Consider the following 19,978-nt stretch of genomic DNA (forward strand, 5'->3'; position numbering starts at 1 on the left):
AATCATGAAAATCTCAAAACTACAGCTCATTTATCTGGCAGCATTATCGATGCTTGGCTTCGTTGCTACCGATATGTATCTGCCAGCATTCAAAGCGATGGAAATCGACTTTGCAACAGGCCCTGAGCAAATTGCGCTCTCTTTAACGGTATTCCTCGTTGGTATGGCGATTGGCCAGCTAATGTGGGGATTGGCATCCGATAAATTTGGCCATCGTAATACACTCGCAGCCGGGTTGGTGCTATTTACTATCGCGTCATTCGGTTTGGCTTTCTGTGATCAAGTATGGCAACTACTCACACTGCGCTTTATCCAAGCTATCGGTGTGTGTGCACCAGCCGTGATCTGGCAGGCTATGGTCATTAAACGCTACTCAAGCAGTAGCCAACAAATTTTTGCGACAATCATGCCACTCGTCGCGCTATCACCAGCACTAGCACCTCAATTAGGGGTTGTGTTGGCAGATAACTTCGGCTGGCACAGTATCTTTATTACGCTAACACTGGTTGGTGTCTTTTTGGTCTTTGCGACCATGGCACAAAAAGACGAGAAAGCAGAAATCAAACAAACCAGTATGTCTGCCGACATCAAAGCGCTGCTGAGTTCTAAAAAATACCTTGGCAACGTGTTTATGTTTGCGACGGCTTCAGCTGCATTCTTTGCTTACCTAACTGGGATGCCAGAAATCATGGCGCAACTGGGCTACGAAGCAAAAGATATTGGTTTGAGCTTTATCCCACAAACCATCGCGTTTATGGCTGGTGGCTACTTAGGTAAAGTAGGCGTTCGAAAATTTGGTGATGAAAAGGTTCTGCGCCAACTGATTGGCCTATTTAGTGTCGCGGCATTAATGATTTTCATTGCTTCACAGTGGGATCTGTCATCGATTTGGCCTATTCTTGCGCCATTCTGTTTGATTGCCGTTGCTAACGGCGCGCTGTACCCAATCGTGGTAAACCGTGCATTGGCCAGCGCACAACAGAGCCCTGCAACAGCAGCAGGTCTGCAAAACAGCCTGCAAATCTGTGTAAGTAGCTTCTCAAGTGCATTGGTAGCCGCAATGGCAAGCCAAGCTCAGATGGTTACTGGCATCGCAATCATCATCTGTATGGGTGGGCTGTGGATGGGATACATTCTGTCGAATCGCGAATTATCCAAGCACTTTACGACTCCTGACAACGCCCGAGTCGTGAGTGAAGACGAACTTTAATCGTTCAGATAATAAAAAGAGCCGCGCAATGCGGCTCTTTCTGTTTATAAGCTTTTCAACCCCCATTTCCTGGCAGTCTGCTTAAAAAAGCCTTGAGTCTTTTTCAACTCTACCCAGTGATTGATGTAATTAATCCATACTTGATCGTCTTGCGGCAACAACATAGCAATTGGGGTTGGTTTACGCGGTGCGGTCACTGGCACTATCGCCAATTGTTTAAACTTATCCACCAACGTCGCAGCTTCCACATTGGACGTCACCGATACATCGGCCCTGCGAGCTAGTAGTTCTTGGAAGTCGCGCGCTGGCGCTTCAATAACAATATGCTGAGCAGACGGGAAGAACTCTTTCACCATTTTTTCTTGTACCGTACCTAACGTCGCCGCGACTTTTACTTCTGGTTTATTAAAATCCGCCCAATCAGAGAATTTGGCGAGATCTTTCTTTTGCACCACAGGTACAAAGGCAAGGTAGAAATATGGCTGGCTGTATCCAGCTACTTTCGCGCGCGACATGTTCAGAGATGCGCTGCCAGTAATATCGTACTTGTTGGCGGTAATGCCATTAACTAGCGTCTTCCAATCCGTGGGAACATACTCCACTTTTACACCGAGATCTTTAGCAAGTTCTGTTGTTACATCGATATCGAAGCCACGATAACTGTTTGTCGCGGGGTCTTTCATCGTCATCGGATTCCAATCTCCCGTCGTTCCAACTCGGAGTACGCCATTGTCTAAAATAGATTGAAGACGGCTTTCAGCGTGAGCGACTTGAGTCGCAGCAAGCAAACACATTCCTAGCACTAGTAAAATCTTTCTCATTTTTATTCCCTTAAAAATAATGACCTTATACGGTTTAATAATTAACCTTTATTAGAGCTCTACTGATAACATAGCAGCAACAAAGGAAGTTTTTTAGTTAATTCAGGGAGTAAATGTGACGTTTCGAACTCTATGGCTGTTTTCACTGCTATTACTCACTGGTTGTTCAGATTATCAATGGGGCTGGTATGTACTTGACCCTTCGACGGATCAAGGGCTCACCAATCTAAAGTTTTTAATCGCTGGGTTTAATGACACCATTCAGGTATCACTCCTCAGTATGTTATTTGCGATGAGCTTGGGTCTGATCGTTGCGTTACCCGCTCTGTCGGACTCTGCCTCTCTGAAGTGGATAAACCGTATTTATGTCGAGGTGATCCGTTCAGTGCCAGTTTTAGTCTTACTACTTTGGGTGTATTACGGCATGCCTACGCTATTGGATGTCTCACTCAATCACTTTTGGGCGGGTGTTATTGCACTGACTATCGCTGAGAGTGCGTTTATGGCGGAAGTGTTTCGCGGTGGGATACAAGCTATCAGCCGTGGCCAGCATGAAGCAGCTGAGTCTTTGGGCTTAAGCTATTGGCAAAAGATGCGCTTGGTAATTCTTCCCCAAGCGTTTCGGCAAATTCTCCCACCACTGGGTAATCAATTTGTCTACATTCTCAAGATGAGTTCTTTAGTCAGCGTGATTGGTTTAAGCGATCTCACTCGCCGTGCTAATGAGCTGGTGGTGAATGAGTACTTACCCTTAGAGATTTATACCTTCCTCGTTTTGGAGTACTTGTTGCTCATCCTATTTGTATCTCAAGCCGTTCGTTGGCTCGAAAAACGTATTGCCATTCCTAGCTACTAGCGATGAAGCATTAGCTAGAAACAACAAAGCCGCACTTGTTGAGCGGCTTTGACAATATAGCGATAGAGTGCAGGTATTGCTTATTTCTGTTTTACAGGACGCTGCCAGCCAGTAATTTTGCGCTCTTTGACGCGAGTAATTACTAACTCACCTTCTTCAACATCTTTTGTTAGTGTCGTGCCAGCACCGATGGTTGCGCCATCAGCGATAGTGACAGGCGCCACCAGCTGGCTATCAGAACCAACAAAAACATCATTACCGATGATGGTTTTAAACTTGTTCGCACCATCGTAGTTACAAGTGATAGTACCTGCACCGATGTTAGTACGTTGACCGATCTCTGCATCACCTAAGTAAGTTAGGTGGTTCGCTTTTGAACCTTCTCCGATGCGCGCATTTTTCACTTCAACGAAGTTACCCACATGGGAATCGTTACGCATTTCAGCACCAGGACGAAGGCGAGTAAATGGACCAACCGTACATTCTTCACCAACCGTTGCACCTTCAATCACACTGTAAGGGCGAACGATGGTGTTGTCGTCGATTTCACAATCTTTCAGTACACAACCCGCACCGATAACCACGTTATCACCCAGTGAAACTTTACCTTCGACGATAACATTCACGTCGATTTCACAGTCCATACCGCACTGTAACTCACCACGCAAATCAAAGCGTGCTGGATCGCGTAGCATGACACCTTGCTCTAGCAGCTTCTGAGCTTGCATTGACTGGAAAGCACGCTCTAGACGAGCAAGCTGTGCGCGGTCGTTGACCCCTTCCACCTCAATGGCATTGACTGGGTGTACTGCCTCAACGGCACGACCTTCATCGTGTGCAGCTGCAATAACGTCAGTTAGGTAGTATTCGCCTTGTGCGTTGTTGTTGTTTAAGCCAGACAACCAACGCTTAAGATCCCCACCAGTCGCAACCATCACGCCAGTATTGATCTCTTTAATTTGTTTTTGTTCTTCTGTTGCATCTTTTTGCTCAACGATCGCCACAACAGGACCATTCTTACGGATAATACGACCGTAGCCTGTCGGGTTATCTAGAATCACTGTTAGTAGTGCAATACCGCCTGTTGGCTGTGCATCTAATAGGTTTTCAATCGTTTCAGCTGAAATCAGTGGAACATCACCGTAAAGCACCAGTACTTTTTCATCGTCTTCAAACTTCGGAGACGCTTGATCAACCGCATGACCTGTCCCTAACTGCTCCGCTTGAAGCACCCAATTTACAGGCTCTTCTGCAAGAGTGGTTTGCATTTGATCACCACCGTGGCCAAAGACCAAGTGGATATTTTGTGCACCTAGACCTGTACATGTATCAATCACATGTTTTGCCATTGGCTTACCTGCCAAAGTGTGTAGCACCTTAGGCATGTTCGAATGCATACGGGTACCTTTACCCGCTGCAAGAATCACAGCACTGAATTTCATTGATAACCTATTGACGTTTTATGTTAATTGGCCGTTATTTTAAACAGCTCTTTTAAAATAGTTAATGGAGTAAGGTAAATTTCCAACTAAAATTAATCAAAAAGGCGACCAATTGGCCGCCTTTTTTCATGCAACGTTGCTAATTGAGCTTAGCGACGCTTTTTTGTCAGCTCGATAACTCGTAGCTGAGCAATGGCTTTAGCCAGTTCACTGGCCGCTTGTGCGAAGTCCATGTCACCATGCTGATTCTGGATTTGCTCCTCAGCGCGGCGTTTGGCTTCTTCTGCCTTCGCTGCGTCTAGCTCTTCACCACGGATAGCTGTATCAGCTAGTACAGTCGCTGTACCAGGCTGAATCTCTACCATACCACCAGAAACATAAATAATTTCTTCGTGGCCGTGCTGTTTCACAATACGCACCATACCAGGCTTGATAGCGGTCAGCAGCGGTGTGTGACCATGGAAAATACCAAGTTCACCTTCGCTACCGGTCACCTGAAACGTTTCAACACGACCAGAGAAGATTTTCTTCTCGGCGCTTACCACGTCTAGGTGAAAGGTTATTGCTGCCATATCGCCTCCTAGTTAGCCTTATAGCTTCTTCGCATTCTCAATAGCATCGTCGATGCTACCGCAGTACATAAATGCCTGCTCAGGAATGTCGTCGTATTCACCAGCTAGTAGACCTTTAAAGCCACGTAGAGTCTCTTTTAGAGGTACGTAAATACCAGGGTCACCTGTAAATACTTCTGCTACGTGGTAAGGCTGAGTTAAGAAACGCTCAATCTTACGTGCACGAGATACAACTTGCTTATCTTCTTCAGATAGCTCGTCCATACCTAGGATAGCAATGATATCTTTCAGCTCTTTGTAGCGCTGAAGAGTCTGCTGAACACCACGAGCAACTTCGTAGTGATCTTGACCTACTACTAGTGGATCAAGCATACGAGATGTTGAATCTAGCGGGTCGATCGCAGGGTATAGACCCATTGCAGCGATGTTACGGTTAAGTACAACCGTTGCATCCAAGTGCGCGAACGTTGTTGCTGGAGACGGGTCAGTCAAGTCATCCGCTGGTACGTATACCGCCTGTACAGACGTGATAGAACCTGATTTCGTTGACGTGATACGCTCCTGAAGTACACCCATCTCTTCTGCAAGAGTTGGCTGGTAACCTACCGCAGAAGGCATACGACCTAGTAGTGCTGATACCTCTGTACCTGCAAGTGTGTAACGGTAGATGTTATCAATGAACAGTAGTACGTCACGACCTTCGTCACGGAAACGCTCTGCCATTGTTAGACCAGTCAGTGCAACACGTAGACGGTTACCTGGTGGCTCGTTCATCTGACCGTAAACCATCGCTACTTTTGATTCTTCAGGCTTCTCAACGTTTACAACGCCCGCTTCCTGCATCTCGTAGTAGAAATCGTTACCTTCACGAGTACGCTCACCAACACCAGCAAATACTGATAGACCTGAGTGCTGTAGTGCGATGTTGTTGATAAGTTCCATCATGTTAACGGTCTTACCTACACCTGCACCACCGAATAGACCGATTTTACCACCCTTAGCGAATGGACAAATTAGGTCGATTACTTTAACGCCCGTTTCTAGAAGTGCAATTTCGTTTGATTGCTCTTCGTAGCTTGGTGCACTACGGTGGATAGAGTAAACCTCTTCCGCACCCACTTCACCACGCTCGTCAATCGCGTCACCTAGGACGTTCATGATACGACCTAGAGTTTTAGTACCTACTGGTACTGAAATTGGAGCGCCAGTGTTAACCACTTCTACTCCACGACGTAAACCATCAGAGCTACCCATTACGATACAACGAACTACGCCACCGCCTAGCTGTTGTTGAACTTCAAGAACTAGACGCTCTTTTGAGTCCGTTACGTTTAGAGCGTCATATACACTAGGTACATCGCTCTGTGGGAACTCTACGTCGACTACCGCACCGATGATCTGTACGATCTTACCTGTAGCCATCGTTAATCCTCTAAACTATTTCGTTTTACCTAAGCTTAAACCGCAGCTGCACCACCAACGATTTCTGATAGTTCTTGTGTAATCGCAGCCTGACGGGCTTTGTTGTACACAAGTTCCAAATCGTCAATCAAACTGGTTGCGTTATCCGTTGCAGCCTTCATCGCAATCATTCGAGCCGCTTGCTCACAAGCAAGGTTCTCAACCACACCTTGGTATACCTGAGACTCTACGTAACGCACTAATAGCGTATCCAGTAGAGGTTTTGGTTCAGGCTCATAGATGTAGTCCCATGAATGCTCACGCTGCATCTCTTCGCTGTCCGATTTAGGCAAAGGTAGCAATTGATCGATCGTTGGTTGCTGAACCATAGTATTTACAAACTTGTTGAATACTACATATAGACGGTCCAGTTCACCTTCATCGTATTTCTTCAGCATTACGCCAACAGAGCCGATTAGGTCTTGTAGGCTTGGATTATCTCCAAGACCAGAAACCTGTGCCGCAACTTTTGCGCCACCATGTTTAAAGAAAGCTGTTGCTTTTGAGCCAACAACGGCTAGCTCAATCTCAGCACCTTTCTCTCTCCATGCTTGCATATCTGTAACGGCTTTTTTGAACACGTTAATGTTCAAACCACCACACAGACCACGGTCTGTCGAAACGATGATGTAACCAACACGTTTAGCTTCACGCTCTTCTAGGTACGGATGACGGTACTCTAGGTTTGCGTTAGCCACATGACCGATCACTTTACGCATTGTTTCAGCGTATGGACGAGAAGCTTCCATTGCATCTTGAGAACGACGCATTTTTGAAGCTGCTACCATTTCCATCGCTTTCGTAATTTTCTGAGTGCTTTTAACACTACCGATTTTATTACGTATCTCTTTTGCGCCGGCCATCGTTACTCTCCGTTAGTTGGTGGCAGAAACTGCCACCGACCTAATTACCAAGTTTGGGTTGCTTTGAAGTCGTCAGTCAGTTTCTTCAACTGAGCTTCGATTTCATCGTTGTAAGCGCCAGACTTGTCGATCTCAGCTGCTAGTTCAGCGTATTGACCGCGAGCGTACGATAGTAGAGCCGCCTCGAAATCTAGAACTTTGTTAAGTTCTACATCATCAAGGTAACCGCGCTCTGCCGCGAAGATAGTTAGAGCTTGGTCAAATACAGACATTGGAGCGTACTGCTTCTGCTTCATTAGTTCTGTAACTTTTTGACCATGGTCTAGCTGTTTCTTCGTTGCGTCATCAAGGTCAGAAGAGAACTGAGCAAATGCCGCTAGTTCACGGTATGCAGCTAGTGCTGTACGGATACCACCTGATAGTTTCTTGATGATTTTCGTCTGAGCTGAACCACCTACACGAGATACTGAGATACCAGGGTCAACAGCAGGACGAACACCAGCGTTGAATAGCTCAGTTTGTAGGAAGATCTGACCATCGGTAATCGAGATTACGTTAGTCGGTACGAATGCTGAAACGTCACCTGCTTGAGTTTCGATGATAGGAAGAGCAGTCAAAGAACCAGTCTTACCTTTCACTTCACCGTTAGTGAAACGCTCTACGTACTCTTCGTTTACACGAGCTGCACGCTCTAGTAGACGCGAGTGTAAGTAGAATACGTCACCTGGGAATGCCTCACGGCCTGGTGGACGTTTAAGTAGTAGAGAGATCTGACGGTAAGCTACCGCTTGCTTAGATAGATCATCGTAAACAATCAGTGCGTCTTCACCGCGATCGCGGAAGTATTCACCCATCGCACAACCTGCGTAAGGCGCTAGGTATTGAAGCGCTGCAGATTCAGAAGCTGATGCAACTACAACGATAGTATTTTGTAGTGCGCCGTGCTCTTCTAGTTTGCGAACAACGTTAGCGATAGTCGATGCTTTCTGACCGATTGCTACGTAGATAGAGAAAATACCAGAGTCTTTCTGGTTGATGATCGCGTCGATCGCCAGTGCTGTTTTACCAATCTGACGGTCACCGATGATAAGCTCACGCTGACCACGACCGATTGGGATCATTGAGTCAACTGACTTATAACCAGTTTGCACAGGTTGGTCTACCGATTTACGGTCGATTACACCTGGTGCGATCACTTCTACAGGCGAAGTCATTTTCGCTTCGATTGGACCTTTACCATCGATAGGCTCACCCAGCGTGTTTACTACGCGGCCTAGTAGTTCTGGACCAACTGGCACTTCAAGAATGCGGCCAGTACCTGTAACTTTCATGCCTTCCTTAAGGTCAGCATATGGGCCCATTACAACCGCACCAACCGAGTCACGCTCAAGGTTAAGTGCCAGTGCATAACGGCCACCCGGTAATTCAATCATTTCACCTTGCATCACGTCCGCTAGGCCGTGGATGCGGATGATACCATCGCTTACCGATACGATAGTACCCTCGTTGCGAGCTTCACTAACAACTTCGAAAGATTCGATACGTTGTTTGATCAGATCGCTAATTTCCGTGGAATTAAGTTGCATGCTCCAATCCCCATTAAGACTGCAATGCATCGCTCAGGCGGTTCAAACGACCACGCGCTGAGTCATCGATGACTAGGTCTCCGGCTCGAATAATAACCCCACCAAGTAGGGTCTCATCTACACTGCAATTCAGCTTCACTTTGCGTTCAAGACGCTTTTCAAGTTTGCTGCCAATGTTTGCAAGTTGTTCATCAGAAAGCTCTGTTGCTGAAATTACTTCAACATCAATTTCTTTCTCATGTTCTTTTTTCAGAGTAAAAAACTCCGTGCAAACATCAGGAAGGGCCGCTAAACGACCATTCTCAGCCATTACCTTCAAAAGGTTTTGACCGTGCGCATCAACTTGTTCGCCGCAAACTGCAACAAAAATTTCTGCCATTTTGTCAGCAGAAACCGAACCCGTTAGTAGTTCGTTCATTTGTTCGTTTTTGGCCACTTCAGCAGCAAAAGATAACATTTGGCCCCATTGGTCCAACTGGTCTTTCTCTAAAGCAAAGTCGAAGGCTGCTTTAGCATAGGGGCGTGCGATAGTAGTCAAATCAGACATATGCGCCCCCAGACTTAAAGTTTTGCAGTAATGTTGTCGAGAATATCTTTTTGCGCATCTTTATCGATAGAACGCTCAAGGATTTTCTCAGCACCAGCTACAGCCAGAGTAGCAACTTGTTTGCGCAGCTCATCGCGTGCACGATTGCGTTCAGCTTCAAGTTCTGCTTCTGCTTGCGCTAGGATTTTCTGGCGTTCTGCCTGAGCTTCCTCGCGAGCTTCATCAAGAATTTGAGACTTACGTTTGTTCGCTTGTTCGATGATCTCAGTTGCTGTGCGCTTCGCTTCTTTCAATTGATCAGAAGCGTTGGCTTGTGCTAGATCCAAGTCTTTCGCAGCACGTTCTGCTGCTTGAAGACCATCAGCAATTTTCTTCTGACGCTCTTCGATCGCTTGCATCAATGGTGGCCATACATACTTCATGCAGAACCACACAAATAGTGCGAACGAGATTGCTTGACCTAGCAGAGTTGCGTTTATGTTCACAACAGCTACCCCTCTATTTGGACTTAGTGTTAATCAGTGACAAGCGATAATCGCCCGTCCCGAGTTAAAGGTGATTAACCTAGTTGACCAACGAATGGGTTTGCGAAAGTGAATAGTAGCGCGATTACGATACCGATCATTGGAACCGCATCAAGTAGACCCGCGATGATGAACATCTTAACTTGTAGCATAGGAGCCATTTCTGGTTGACGTGCAGCACCTTCTAGGAATTTACCACCTAGCAGTGCGAAACCAATCGCTGTACCAAGAGAAGCAAGACCGACGATAATACCTACGGCGATTGCAGAAAAGCTCAGTAAAGTTTCCATTACTATCTCCAATTTATAGTTGTTGGCTTAGTGCCCAAATAAAAAGCTTTAAAAAATTAATGATCAGGATCTTCGTGTGCCATTGACAGGTAAACAATTGTCAACATCATGAATACGAAGGCTTGAATCGTAATAACCAAGATATGGAAGATTGCCCACGGTAGTGAACCCATCCATTGTAAGTACCATGGTAGCATTGCCGCACAAAGAATGAATACAACCTCACCCGCGAACATGTTACCGAATAGACGCATACCAAGTGATAGAGGTTTCGCTAATAGCGATACCACTTCAATTAGTAGGTTAAACGGAATCATCAGTGGGTGATTGAATGGATGTAGTGCAAGTTCTTTTGCGAATCCACCTAGACCTTTTACTTTGATGCTGTAGTAAATCATCAATGCAAAAACGCCTAGAGCCATAGCCATGGTGATATTCACATCAGCAGACGGTACAACCTTAAGGTAAGGAATACCTAGCCAATGCTCTGCTGGGTATGGTAAGAAGTCGATAGGAACTAAGTCCATCACGTTCATCAAAAATACCCAACAAAAGATAGTCAGTGCTAAAGGCGCGATCAGTGGGTTGCGTCCATGGAACGTGTCTTTGACGTTATCGGCGACAAATTCAACGATCATTTCTACAGCACACTGAAGCTTACCCGGTACACCCGCTGTTGTTCTCTTTGCTACTTTGTAAAAAATTCCGAGGAAAATTAAACCAGTAAACCAAGAAAAAAACAGGCTATCGATATGTACGTTCCAGAAACTTGTCTCCGACCCTACTAAACCCAACTTGTATAGCGATAGGTTAGAAAGGTGGTGGGCAATGTAACCGGACGATGTTAGCGCTTCACCTGGCGCAGCCATAACTCATCCTATTTTTTGTTGTTAATGAATAGCACTGGTGCACAGATATTAATACCTAGTACCAGCAAATAGGTTAGTTTGAGGGGAACAAGTTCCACCTGCATATACATGTAGGCAACATAGAACAGTGCAACCGTGATGAGAATTTTCAGTACTTCACCCGTATAGAAGGAAGCAGCGATGCGCTTGGCAGCGCGAGCTCCACTAAACATGAAAGCACACAGCGCGAATACTGCATTGGCAACAACAAAAATGCCTCCGCCAATCAGCGCTGAAAATCCCCAGTCAGGATTTATGGCTACCGCCATTCCTGCTGCCACAAAAATAACCGCGCCAGACTGGATCATTAACAATTGCCTTGCGAGCTCTCGTCCTGGTCTAGCTAACGCAGCTACCATGTATTCGTACCTCTAGTAATATCCACTTCGCACTTAACTCTCTGTGCTGGGAAATTGGCGAAAATTATACGTTCAGTTCAACGTAAAGCAATTCGATTGCATCAAAAACTTACAGTTTTGTTTACAAAACGACAACTTTCGCACAAAATTCGATTAATTAGATTAATTGACCTAAATCAATTATCTCATCTAGGCCTCAAGCTTGGCAATTAGTTGGTCCAATTTGTGAGGCTCATCAAGACTTATCGTCAATTTCGCTTTTCCGTTTGCAGAACGGGTAAGAGAAACTTTTGCATCAAGCAGCTGACTCAATTTATGCGACATTTGCTCGGCTTCGGTATCCTCTTGTTGCCCTTTTTGCTCATTTTGTGGGGCTAAGCACTTTTTTACTAACTGTTCGGTTTGGCGAACAGTCATTTGCTTCTTAGCCACTTGTTGAGCTACTTCGACTTGCTGTTCGCCTTCTAACGCTAACAGAGCTCGAGCATGACCCATTTCCAATTTTTTATCTGCAACCAGACCTTTTACATCAACTTCCAACTGATTCAGACGTAATAGGTTACTCACCGTCGTTCTTGATTTACCAATCACATCGGCCACTTGCTGATGTGTCAGCGTGAATTCATCTTGTAGACGTTCAAGCGCTTGGGCTTCCTCAATCACATTCAAGTCTTCACGTTGAATGTTTTCAATCAACGCCATGGCGATGGCGGCACGATCTTCAACTTTTTTCACCAAACACGGCACGCGTTTTAAACCCGCCTGCCTTGCAGCACGCCAGCGGCGCTCACCTGCGATGATCTCAAACTGACCATTTTCGACCTGGCGAACCACGATTGGTTGAATAATGCCTTGTGATTGAATCGAAGCCGCTAGTTCTTCTAGCGCTTCAGGCGCCATATCTTTACGCGGTTGGTATACGCCCGGCTGCAATTGACCAATCGCTAAATCGGTTAACTCACCGTCTGCCGATAATTCTTGGCTATGCGATGCAATATGCTGTTTTTCACGAGCAAACGAACTGGTCGACAATAACGCATCCAGTCCTTTTCCGAGACCACGCTTAGACATGGGATTGAATTCCTTAGGTTAGAGTTAAACTGGGATTTCTTCGCGGCGGAGCATTTCGCCCGCTAGAGCAAGATACGCTTTGGCACCTGCGGAGTACTTATCGTAGTACATTGCAGGCTTACCGTGACTTGGCGCTTCAGCCAAACGAACATTACGTGGAATGACAGTACGGTAAACTTTATTCCCAAAGTGTTTTTTAAGTTGATCGGATACTTCATTCGATAAGCGGTTGCGTGGGTCGTACATGGTACGTAGTAAGCCCTCAATTTTGAGGTTCTCATTGACCACGGCCGCTAACTTGCTGATTGTATCCATAAGAGCAGTTAAACCTTCTAACGCAAAGTATTCACATTGCATCGGCACCAGCACAGAGTCAGCTGCCGCCATCGCATTGATTGTAAGAAGGTTTAGAGAAGGAGGACAATCAATAAAGATGAAATCATAGTTATCGCGAACTGACGACAATGCATTTTTTAGACGCACTTCACGAGCGAAAACTTCCATCAATTTGATTTCTGCCGCGGTCACGTCTCCGTTCGCCGCGATCAAATCATACTTCCCTGTTGTTTGGGTACAAACGACTTGATCGAACGGTGTATCTTCAACCAAAAGATCGTATGCGGTGGCGTCGACCATATACTTATCCACGCCACTGGCCATCGTAGCATTGCCTTGCGGGTCGAGATCGATCACCAAAACCTTGCGCTTTGTTGCCGCCATCGAAGCCGCTAAGTTAATGCACGTTGTTGTTTTGCCGACCCCACCTTTCTGGTTGGCGATTGCTACAATTTTACCCACGATTACCTCGCTAATTTTCCTTGCGCGATAAGATTACTAGATGACGATCACCTTCCAACTCAGGAACAGCCAAAGATATGATCTCTGTCACACTGCACCATTCAGGAAGCTGATCCATTTCATCTTTAGGGTGCTGTCCTTTCAGCGCTAGAAACACCCCGTGCTCTTGTTTCGGCAAATGGTGGCACCATTCCACCATGTCTATCATTGAAGCAAAAGCTCGACTCAAAACGCCATCAAATTTTTCTTCAGGTTGGAATTCTTCGACACGACTTTGAATTGGTGTCACGTTTTTCAGCCCTAATGTGTGCACAACTTGCTTGATAAAACGGATGCGTTTGCCAAGACTGTCGAGCAAAAAGAAGGTTTTCTCAGGGTTCATGATTGCCAAAGGGATACCCGGTAACCCCGGACCAGTACCAACATCAATGAAGCGCTCACCGGGCAGGTGTGCGCTTACAACGATACTATCAAGAATATGTTTCACTAACATATCAAGCGGATCACGTACCGATGTTAAATTGTACGCTTTGTTCCATTTGTCGAGCAGTTCGACATAACCAACTAACTGCTCTCGTTGCTGTTCTGACACTTCCAAATCGGTTTTCGCGATCAGTGAATCCAGCTTTGTTCGCAATGCGCTCATTATTCTTCCTCACCTTTCTTCAGCAAACCATGCTTTTTCAAGTGAACAAGTAGAATAGAAATTGCAGCAGGCGTAATACCAGAAATGCGTGATGCAATACCGATGCTCTCTGGTTTGGCCTCGCTCAGTTTAGCAACGACTTCGTTTGATAAACCTTTTACATCGCGGTAATCCAAATCAGCAGGTAACTTGGTATTTTCGTGACGCAGTGATTTTTCGATCTCTTCCTGCTGACGCTTGATGTAACCATCGTATTTCACTTGAATTTCAACTTGCTCAGCCGCTTGCTGATCTTCAAGAGCAGGAGCAAACGCTTCAAGTTGCGTCAGTTGCGAATAAGTGATCTCTGGACGACGCAGAAGATCCTCACCACTCGCTTCACGGGCCATTGGGGTTTTCAGCAGCTTGTTCAACTCATCAACACCCTCTGACTTCGGATTCATCCACGTTGCTTTCAAACGCTGACGCTCCGTTTCCATATTGTTGATTTTCTCGTTAAAGCGAGCCCAACGAACATCATCAATCAAGCCTAGCTCGCGCGCTTTTTCCGTTAAACGTAAATCGGCGTTATCTTCACGAAGTAGCAGGCGGTATTCCGCACGAGAAGTGAACATGCGGTACGGCTCTTTGGTACCCATGGTCGATAAGTCATCAATCAACACGCCCATGTAAGCTTGGTCACGACGTGGGCTCCAGCCTTCTTTGTCTTGGCTAAACAAGCTTGCGTTTAGGCCCGCCATCAAGCCTTGCGCTGCGGCTTCTTCGTAGCCAGTCGTACCATTAATCTGGCCAGCAAAGAACAAACCATGGATGAACTTCGTCTCGTACGTTTGCTTCAAATCACGTGGATCGAAGAAATCGTATTCAATCGCATAACCTGGGCGAACGATGTGTGCATTTTCAAACCCTTTCATTGAGCGCACGATTTGTACTTGCACATCAAATGGCAAGCTGGTCGAGATACCATTAGGGTATAACTCGTGCGTGGTTAGGCCTTCTGGCTCAATGAAGATTTGGTGGCTGTTTTTGTCAGCGAAACGCATCACTTTGTCTTCAATAGACGGACAGTAACGAGGACCAATACCTTCAATCACACCTGCGTACATTGGACTGCGATCCAAGTTACTGCGGATCACATCGTGAGTTTGTTCATTGGTGTGGGTGATGAAACATGGAATCTGACGCGGATGCTGTTCACGTTTGCCCATGAACGAGAATACAGGCGTTGGGTTATCACCGTGCTGAGCTTCTAGCACTGAAAAATCAACAGTACGAGCATCAATGCGCGGTGGAGTACCTGTTTTTAAACGATCCACACGGAACGGCAGTTCACGCAGTCGATCCGCTAATGCGATCGATGGTGGATCCCCGGCACGACCACCAGACGAGCTTTCCATACCTATGTGGATCTTACCACCAAGGAAGGTACCCACGGTTAGCACAACGGCTTTCGCATGGAAGCGAAGTCCCATTTGAGTTACCACACCAACTGCGCGATCTTGTTCAACAATCAGATCATCAACTGATTGCTGGAACAACGTTAAGTTAGGCGCATTTTCTAATGCATTACGAACGTACGCTTTGTACAGAGCGCGATCGGCTTGAGCTCGAGTTGCTCGTACTGCAGGACCTTTGGAGGCATTTAGTGTACGAAACTGAATACCTGCATGGTCGATGGCTTCAGCCATCAAACCGCCCATAGCATCTACTTCTTTTACTAAGTGACCTTTACCAATACCACCGATCGCCGGATTACAAGACATCTGGCCTAATGTATCGATGTTATGGGTAAGGAGAAGCGTTTTTTGTCCTGTGCGTGCAGATGCGAGCGCGGCTTCCGTTCCTGCGTGTCCGCCACCGACAACAATGGCGTCAAAGTTTTCGTGATAAAGCATGAACTGACCTCAGGTATTCAAAGGGATTTAATGGACAGATAAAGGAGCCGTATTTTACCTGCTTTATGCCAGAGAGAAAAACGTTTTCTCGTTTTATCCGTTTTAAGCTTCAAGATAAATATATATAAGATCTATATATATGATCTTTTATTAGATCTATTATTAGGATCGACCGTTTCTGTGGATAACCTAAAAATGATCAACAAGATCATGGATCTTCTTTGGATCATATCTTGTGATCATGATTGGATCAGATCGAGGATTACCTGGGATCAAAAGTGGTGGTTATACACAGGGGGTGAAATTGATCAAAGTTGTTATTGGGATAACTAAAGGAAAATCACTGGATCTTATTGTAGTTATCCACAGTCTGTTTGGTTGGTTTTTGAGCGGTTAAACAAAATAATTTGGTGGGAGTTATTCACATGGGAGAAAACAGAGCCGAATTTCGACTCTGTTGAAGGGAAAGTCGTGAGTTTAAAAACGTTCGATATTCTCTTTTAACCACATTTCTGCGGCGTCTTCTGGCACATCATGGCTCAGTACATCGATTTTAAAGCAATCTGCGAGAGGGGTTGCACCAATATCCTCTAATAAATCATAAGCGTGTTGACCAGCGGCACAGAACGTATCGTAGCTAGAGTCACCAATCGCAATCACCGCAAATTTTACATCAGTCATTTTTGGCGGTGTATTTTGTAATGCTGCGATAAAAGGTTGGATATTATCAGGATACTCACCAGCTCCATGTGTAGAGGTGATCACCAACCACGTACCTTGATTTTCGATATCACTGAGGGAAGGCTGGTTGTGGATCGTTGTTTCAAATCCATTCTCGTTGAGTAGATCACTCAGGTGATCCCCTACGTATTCTGCGCCACCTAACGTGCTGCCTGTAATAATGTGGATCATACTTCTTCCTTATTGAATGCGACGGCTAAAGCTCATGGATGGCTTGCCGTACAAAAAGAAACGCGGTGTGAGTTAAGCTCAGCACCGCGCGTTCGATTATTTACTTCCCGATACAGAATGAAGAGAAGATTCGTCCCAGTAAGTCGTCAGAACTGAACTCACCGGTAATCTCATTGAGATGTTGTTGGGTGATACGTAGCTCTTCAGCCAATATTTCACCTGCCATATAGCCTTCAAGCTGCTCCTGGCCTATTTGAAGGTGCTGTGCGGCACGTTCTAATGCATCGAGATGACGACGACGAGCCATAAACCCACCTTCACTGTTGCCAGAGAAGCCCATACACTCCTTGAGATGATCGCGCAGAGCTTCAACCCCTGCACCAGTCTTCGCTGACAAACGGATAAGAGTAGGGTTATTGACGTGGCAGATCCCCATATCTTCACCCGTTTGATCCGCTTTATTACGGATCACAGTTATGCCAATGTTGTCTGGTAGGCGATCCACAAAATCTGGCCAGATATCTTTCGGATCGGTGGCATCGGTTGTCGTGCCATCCACCATGAACAACACGCGGTCTGCTTGGGCTATTTCATCCCACGCGCGTTCGATACCGATTTTCTCTACTTCATCGGAAGCATCACGCAAACCTGCTGTATCAATGATGTGTAGTGGCATGCCATCAATATGGATATGCTCACGCAGTACATCACGCGTGGTTCCTGCGATGTCGGTTACGATTGCAGATTCTTTACCCGATAGCGCGTTCAGTAGGCTTGATTTGCCCGCATTTGGGCGACCCGCAATCACGACTTTCATCCCTTCACGCATAATAGCGCCTTGGTTAGCTTCTTTGCGCACCGCATCTAGGTTGTCGATGATGGCTTGTAGGTCACCAGCCACTTTACCGTCGGCCAAAAAGTCGATCTCTTCTTCAGGGAAGTCGATGGCTGCTTCAACATAGATACGCAAATGAATCAGCGACTCAACTAAGGTATTAATACGGCCTGAAAATGCGCCCTGTAAGGATTGCAGCGCCGATTTTGCTGCTTCTTCAGAGCTGGCATCAATGAGGTCTGCAATCGCTTCGGCTTGAGCTAGGTCGAGCTTATCGTTCAGAAATGCGCGTTCAGAGAACTCACCAGGGCGAGCAGCTCGAATACCATCTATACCTAGAATGCGTTTTATCAGCATATCCATCACGACAGGGCCGCCATGGCCTTGCAGCTCAAGTACGTCTTCACCGGTAAATGAGTGTGGGTTAGGGAAGTACAGTGCGATGCCCTGATCAAGCACAGTGCCATCTTCTGACTTAAACGGCAGGTACTCTGCGTAGCGGGGCTTTAGTGTTTTGCCAGTGACTTCTAACGCCACTTGGTTGGCTTTAGGGCCAGAAACTCGAATAATACCGACACCGCCACGACCAGGCGCGGTCGCTTGAGCGACAATCGTATCTGTAGTCATAATTTTGCCTTTTGAGCTGGGCTATAGGGAAGATACCTAGGGAGCCATCACAATTAATTAGCTGAATTGTAATCAGCCAAAAACAAAAAGGCGACCTTTTGGCCGCCTTTCTCAATCATTTCCTAAAAGGTTACTTGCTGTGTAAGCCTTTTTTCTCTAATCCTTTGTAGATCAGAGTTTGCTGGATAAGCGTTACGATGTTCGACACCAACCAGTACAGAACGAGACCTGATGGGAAGAACAAGAAGAAGAAGGTAAACATAACCGGCATAAAGGTCATGATCTTCTGCTGCATTGGATCCGTTACTGTTGTCGGGCTCATCTTCTGGATTAGGAACATTGACGCACCCATCAGTAGAGGCAGGATGTAGTAAGGGTCCTGCGCTGAAAGGTCATGAATCCAACCGAAGAATGGAGAGTGACGTAGCTCAACCGATTCCATTAGTGCCCAGTAAAGCGCGATGAAAATAGGCATCTGTAGTATAAGAGGTAGACAACCACCTAGTGGGTTCACTTTCTCTTTCTTGTACAGTTCCATCATTTCTTGGCTCATGCGCTGACGGTCATCACCGATACGCTCACGCATTGCTTGCAGCTTAGGCTGAAGCATACGCATTTTCGCCATAGACGTGTATTGCGCTTTTGTTAGTGGGTACATTGCACCACGAACGATGAAGGTCAGACAGATGATTGCCACACCCCAGTTACCAACAAAGCTCTGGATGAATGAAAGCAACATATGAAGAGGCTTCGCAATGAACCATAACCAGCCGTAGTCCACTACTAGGTCTAGGTTAGGTGCCACTTCTGCCATTTCATCTTGCAGTTTTGGACCAACCCAAAGTGTTGCTTCAAACTTAGCCTGATCGCCTGTTGCGATAGTTTTGTTCGGCATACGAACGCCGATGTCGCCTAGGTTGCCAATTACACGAGTGTATAGGTTAGTACCTGGTTCGTTACGTGGGATCCAAGCTGCGGCAAAGTAGTGCTGAATCATTGCTGCCCAACCTTGGCCATCGGCTAGGTTAAGAGACAGGTTGCGATCCTGCATATCATCAAAGCTGTACTTCTTGTAACGCGTATCTTCTGTTGAGTATGCGCCACCACGGTAAGTAGGCATTGTGATGCTACCACCATCGTCCATTAGGTTTTGACGTAGATGAGCGTACATACCAAATGTTGCGTTGTTGCCTGAGTTGTTCACTACATCGTATTCAACATTAAGCGCGTAGCTGCCGCGTTTAAAGATGTAAGTTTTGGTGTATTCGATGCCGTTTGCAGTGAATGTCATCGGAACGCGAAGTTCATCTTGACCGTCAGCCATTGTGAAGCTGTCTGCACTTACGTTGTAGTGAGGGCGATTTGTGCTGCTCAAGTCGATACCTTGAGGGCCCACTAGACCGCTTTGAGCGATAAATTGGTGACCTTGAGCGTCTTTAAGCAGAACAAAGGAATCTGATGAATCTAACTCAGCAGAGTATTCGTTAAGGTTGGCATGTACCACATCGCCACCAACGGTGTCGATCGACAGAGTTAAAACATCAGTCGTTACTGTGATAGTTTTTGCAGAAGCTTGCTGTTGAGCAGGAACTGGGTCAAGTTCATCAGCAAAAGATGGTGCAGGTAGAGTGCTGCTTGATTGAGCCTGTTCAACTGCTTGAGGTTCTGGATTCTTTGCAACTTGCCATTGTTGAAACAGCAAAAAAGAAACCAGGGCCAAACCGATGAGCAGGATATTACGTTGAGAATCCATCG

20 protein-coding genes are annotated in these 19,978 nt (G+C 46.1%); 2 read left to right on the plus strand and 18 right to left on the minus strand.

The features are described from left to right. Nucleotides 1–4 precede the first annotated feature (4 nt). Nucleotides 5–1,210 (plus strand): purine nucleoside transporter PunC, encoded by a 1,206-nt coding sequence (gene punC / locus R7E00_RS15315; protein WP_054579443.1) that lies wholly within the window; start codon nucleotides 5–7, stop codon nucleotides 1,208–1,210. A 44-nt stretch (nucleotides 1,211–1,254) separates the two neighbouring features. Here punC and R7E00_RS15320 read toward each other — a convergent pair whose 3' ends face one another. After that, entirely contained in the window at nucleotides 1,255–2,031 is a 777-nt protein-coding gene (locus R7E00_RS15320) for a transporter substrate-binding domain-containing protein (RefSeq protein ID WP_170890920.1), read from the minus strand. Between the two features lie 115 nt (nucleotides 2,032–2,146). Here R7E00_RS15320 and R7E00_RS15325 point away from each other — a divergent pair, with 115 nt between their 5' ends. After that, nucleotides 2,147–2,887, plus strand: coding sequence for an amino acid ABC transporter permease (locus R7E00_RS15325; RefSeq protein WP_005383852.1), 741 nt, complete (start codon nucleotides 2,147–2,149; stop codon nucleotides 2,885–2,887). An 80-nt stretch (nucleotides 2,888–2,967) separates the two neighbouring features. Here the strand turns inward: R7E00_RS15325 and glmU are convergent, their stop codons facing one another. The 17 genes from glmU to yidC all read right to left on the minus strand — a co-directional run bounded on the left by glmU (nucleotide 2,968) and on the right by yidC (nucleotide 19,976). Continuing rightward, complete coding sequence (gene glmU, locus R7E00_RS15330; protein ID WP_047102566.1) at nucleotides 2,968–4,329, minus strand: bifunctional UDP-N-acetylglucosamine diphosphorylase/glucosamine-1-phosphate N-acetyltransferase GlmU; 1,362 nt, start codon at nucleotides 4,327–4,329, stop codon at nucleotides 2,968–2,970. A gap of 149 nt (nucleotides 4,330–4,478) precedes the next feature. Beyond that, on the minus strand, nucleotides 4,479–4,901 hold the full coding sequence (locus R7E00_RS15335; protein ID WP_005378937.1) for a F0F1 ATP synthase subunit epsilon: 423 nt from the start codon (nucleotides 4,899–4,901) through the stop codon (nucleotides 4,479–4,481). 18 nt (nucleotides 4,902–4,919) lie between these two features. Continuing rightward, the gene (gene atpD / locus R7E00_RS15340) at nucleotides 4,920–6,323 is read right to left on the minus strand and encodes a F0F1 ATP synthase subunit beta (protein ID WP_005378933.1); all 1,404 of its coding nucleotides are present in this window, start codon (nucleotides 6,321–6,323) and stop codon (nucleotides 4,920–4,922) included. Between the two features lie 35 nt (nucleotides 6,324–6,358). Next, complete coding sequence (atpG, locus tag R7E00_RS15345) at nucleotides 6,359–7,225, minus strand: F0F1 ATP synthase subunit gamma (protein ID WP_005378932.1); 867 nt, start codon at nucleotides 7,223–7,225, stop codon at nucleotides 6,359–6,361. A gap of 44 nt (nucleotides 7,226–7,269) precedes the next feature. Further along, a complete protein-coding gene (gene atpA, locus R7E00_RS15350; RefSeq protein ID WP_005378931.1) occupies nucleotides 7,270–8,811 on the minus strand; it encodes a F0F1 ATP synthase subunit alpha in 1,542 nt (513 codons plus the stop codon). 13 nt (nucleotides 8,812–8,824) lie between these two features. Then, nucleotides 8,825–9,358: a F0F1 ATP synthase subunit delta gene (atpH, locus tag R7E00_RS15355; RefSeq protein WP_017635596.1), complete on the minus strand. Its 534-nt coding sequence runs from the start codon at nucleotides 9,356–9,358 to the stop codon at nucleotides 8,825–8,827. A 14-nt stretch (nucleotides 9,359–9,372) separates the two neighbouring features. Further along, a complete protein-coding gene (gene atpF, locus R7E00_RS15360; protein ID WP_005378929.1) occupies nucleotides 9,373–9,843 on the minus strand; it encodes a F0F1 ATP synthase subunit B in 471 nt (156 codons plus the stop codon). A 74-nt stretch (nucleotides 9,844–9,917) separates the two neighbouring features. Continuing rightward, the gene (atpE, locus tag R7E00_RS15365) at nucleotides 9,918–10,172 is read right to left on the minus strand and encodes a F0F1 ATP synthase subunit C (protein WP_002540812.1); all 255 of its coding nucleotides are present in this window, start codon (nucleotides 10,170–10,172) and stop codon (nucleotides 9,918–9,920) included. Nucleotides 10,173–10,228: 56 nt separating this feature from the next. After that, nucleotides 10,229–11,041, minus strand: coding sequence for a F0F1 ATP synthase subunit A (gene atpB / locus R7E00_RS15370; RefSeq protein WP_005378922.1), 813 nt, complete (start codon nucleotides 11,039–11,041; stop codon nucleotides 10,229–10,231). A gap of 8 nt (nucleotides 11,042–11,049) precedes the next feature. Continuing rightward, the gene (locus R7E00_RS15375) at nucleotides 11,050–11,439 is read right to left on the minus strand and encodes a F0F1 ATP synthase subunit I (protein ID WP_005378921.1); all 390 of its coding nucleotides are present in this window, start codon (nucleotides 11,437–11,439) and stop codon (nucleotides 11,050–11,052) included. Between the two features lie 189 nt (nucleotides 11,440–11,628). Beyond that, entirely contained in the window at nucleotides 11,629–12,510 is an 882-nt protein-coding gene (locus R7E00_RS15380; RefSeq protein ID WP_005383840.1) for a ParB/RepB/Spo0J family partition protein, read from the minus strand. A gap of 24 nt (nucleotides 12,511–12,534) precedes the next feature. After that, entirely contained in the window at nucleotides 12,535–13,308 is a 774-nt protein-coding gene (locus R7E00_RS15385) for a ParA family protein (protein ID WP_005383838.1), read from the minus strand. Between the two features lie 10 nt (nucleotides 13,309–13,318). After that, nucleotides 13,319–13,954: a 16S rRNA (guanine(527)-N(7))-methyltransferase RsmG gene (gene rsmG, locus R7E00_RS15390; RefSeq protein ID WP_130546159.1), complete on the minus strand. Its 636-nt coding sequence runs from the start codon at nucleotides 13,952–13,954 to the stop codon at nucleotides 13,319–13,321. Beyond that, nucleotides 13,954–15,849, minus strand: coding sequence for a tRNA uridine-5-carboxymethylaminomethyl(34) synthesis enzyme MnmG (gene mnmG / locus R7E00_RS15395; RefSeq protein ID WP_318124450.1), 1,896 nt, complete (start codon nucleotides 15,847–15,849; stop codon nucleotides 13,954–13,956). Before mnmG ends, rsmG begins: the two co-directional genes overlap by 1 nt. Before the next feature lie 477 nt (nucleotides 15,850–16,326). Further along, a complete protein-coding gene (mioC, locus tag R7E00_RS15400) occupies nucleotides 16,327–16,761 on the minus strand; it encodes an FMN-binding protein MioC (protein ID WP_005378900.1) in 435 nt (144 codons plus the stop codon). 100 nt (nucleotides 16,762–16,861) lie between these two features. Beyond that, nucleotides 16,862–18,223, minus strand: coding sequence for a tRNA uridine-5-carboxymethylaminomethyl(34) synthesis GTPase MnmE (gene mnmE / locus R7E00_RS15405; protein WP_005383836.1), 1,362 nt, complete (start codon nucleotides 18,221–18,223; stop codon nucleotides 16,862–16,864). A gap of 130 nt (nucleotides 18,224–18,353) precedes the next feature. Then, nucleotides 18,354–19,976, minus strand: a complete 1,623-nt coding sequence (gene yidC / locus R7E00_RS15410; RefSeq protein WP_053350669.1) for a membrane protein insertase YidC — start codon at nucleotides 19,974–19,976, stop codon at nucleotides 18,354–18,356. Between the last annotated feature and the right edge of the window lie 2 nt (nucleotides 19,977–19,978).

Origin of the sequence: Vibrio sp. Vb1755, assembly GCF_033338635.1 — a bacterium.
Classification (GTDB): Bacteria; Pseudomonadota; Gammaproteobacteria; order Enterobacterales; family Vibrionaceae; genus Vibrio; species Vibrio alginolyticus.

What these genes read in the sequence shown, in the direction of transcription:
- punC (WP_054579443.1), top strand. Translation starts at nt 5, where the DNA reads ATGAAAATCTCAAAACTACAGCTCATTTATCTGGCAGCATTATCGATG.
- R7E00_RS15320 (WP_170890920.1), bottom strand. Translation starts at nt 2,031, where the DNA reads ATGAGAAAGATTTTACTAGTGCTAGGAATGTGTTTGCTTGCTGCGACT.
- glmU (WP_047102566.1), bottom strand. Translation starts at nt 4,329, where the DNA reads ATGAAATTCAGTGCTGTGATTCTTGCAGCGGGTAAAGGTACCCGTATG.
- R7E00_RS15335 (WP_005378937.1), bottom strand. Translation starts at nt 4,901, where the DNA reads ATGGCAGCAATAACCTTTCACCTAGACGTGGTAAGCGCCGAGAAGAAA.
- atpD (WP_005378933.1), bottom strand. Translation starts at nt 6,323, where the DNA reads ATGGCTACAGGTAAGATCGTACAGATCATCGGTGCGGTAGTCGACGTA.
- atpG (WP_005378932.1), bottom strand. Translation starts at nt 7,225, where the DNA reads ATGGCCGGCGCAAAAGAGATACGTAATAAAATCGGTAGTGTTAAAAGC.
- atpA (WP_005378931.1), bottom strand. Translation starts at nt 8,811, where the DNA reads ATGCAACTTAATTCCACGGAAATTAGCGATCTGATCAAACAACGTATC.
- atpH (WP_017635596.1), bottom strand. Translation starts at nt 9,358, where the DNA reads ATGTCTGATTTGACTACTATCGCACGCCCCTATGCTAAAGCAGCCTTC.
- atpE (WP_002540812.1), bottom strand. Translation starts at nt 10,172, where the DNA reads ATGGAAACTTTACTGAGCTTTTCTGCAATCGCCGTAGGTATTATCGTC.
- atpB (WP_005378922.1), bottom strand. Translation starts at nt 11,041, where the DNA reads ATGGCTGCGCCAGGTGAAGCGCTAACATCGTCCGGTTACATTGCCCAC.
- R7E00_RS15375 (WP_005378921.1), bottom strand. Translation starts at nt 11,439, where the DNA reads ATGGTAGCTGCGTTAGCTAGACCAGGACGAGAGCTCGCAAGGCAATTG.
- R7E00_RS15380 (WP_005383840.1), bottom strand. Translation starts at nt 12,510, where the DNA reads ATGTCTAAGCGTGGTCTCGGAAAAGGACTGGATGCGTTATTGTCGACC.
- rsmG (WP_130546159.1), bottom strand. Translation starts at nt 13,954, where the DNA reads ATGAGCGCATTGCGAACAAAGCTGGATTCACTGATCGCGAAAACCGAT.
- mnmG (WP_318124450.1), bottom strand. Translation starts at nt 15,849, where the DNA reads ATGCTTTATCACGAAAACTTTGACGCCATTGTTGTCGGTGGCGGACAC.
- mioC (WP_005378900.1), bottom strand. Translation starts at nt 16,761, where the DNA reads ATGATCCACATTATTACAGGCAGCACGTTAGGTGGCGCAGAATACGTA.
- mnmE (WP_005383836.1), bottom strand. Translation starts at nt 18,223, where the DNA reads ATGACTACAGATACGATTGTCGCTCAAGCGACCGCGCCTGGTCGTGGC.
- yidC (WP_053350669.1), bottom strand. Translation starts at nt 19,976, where the DNA reads ATGGATTCTCAACGTAATATCCTGCTCATCGGTTTGGCCCTGGTTTCT.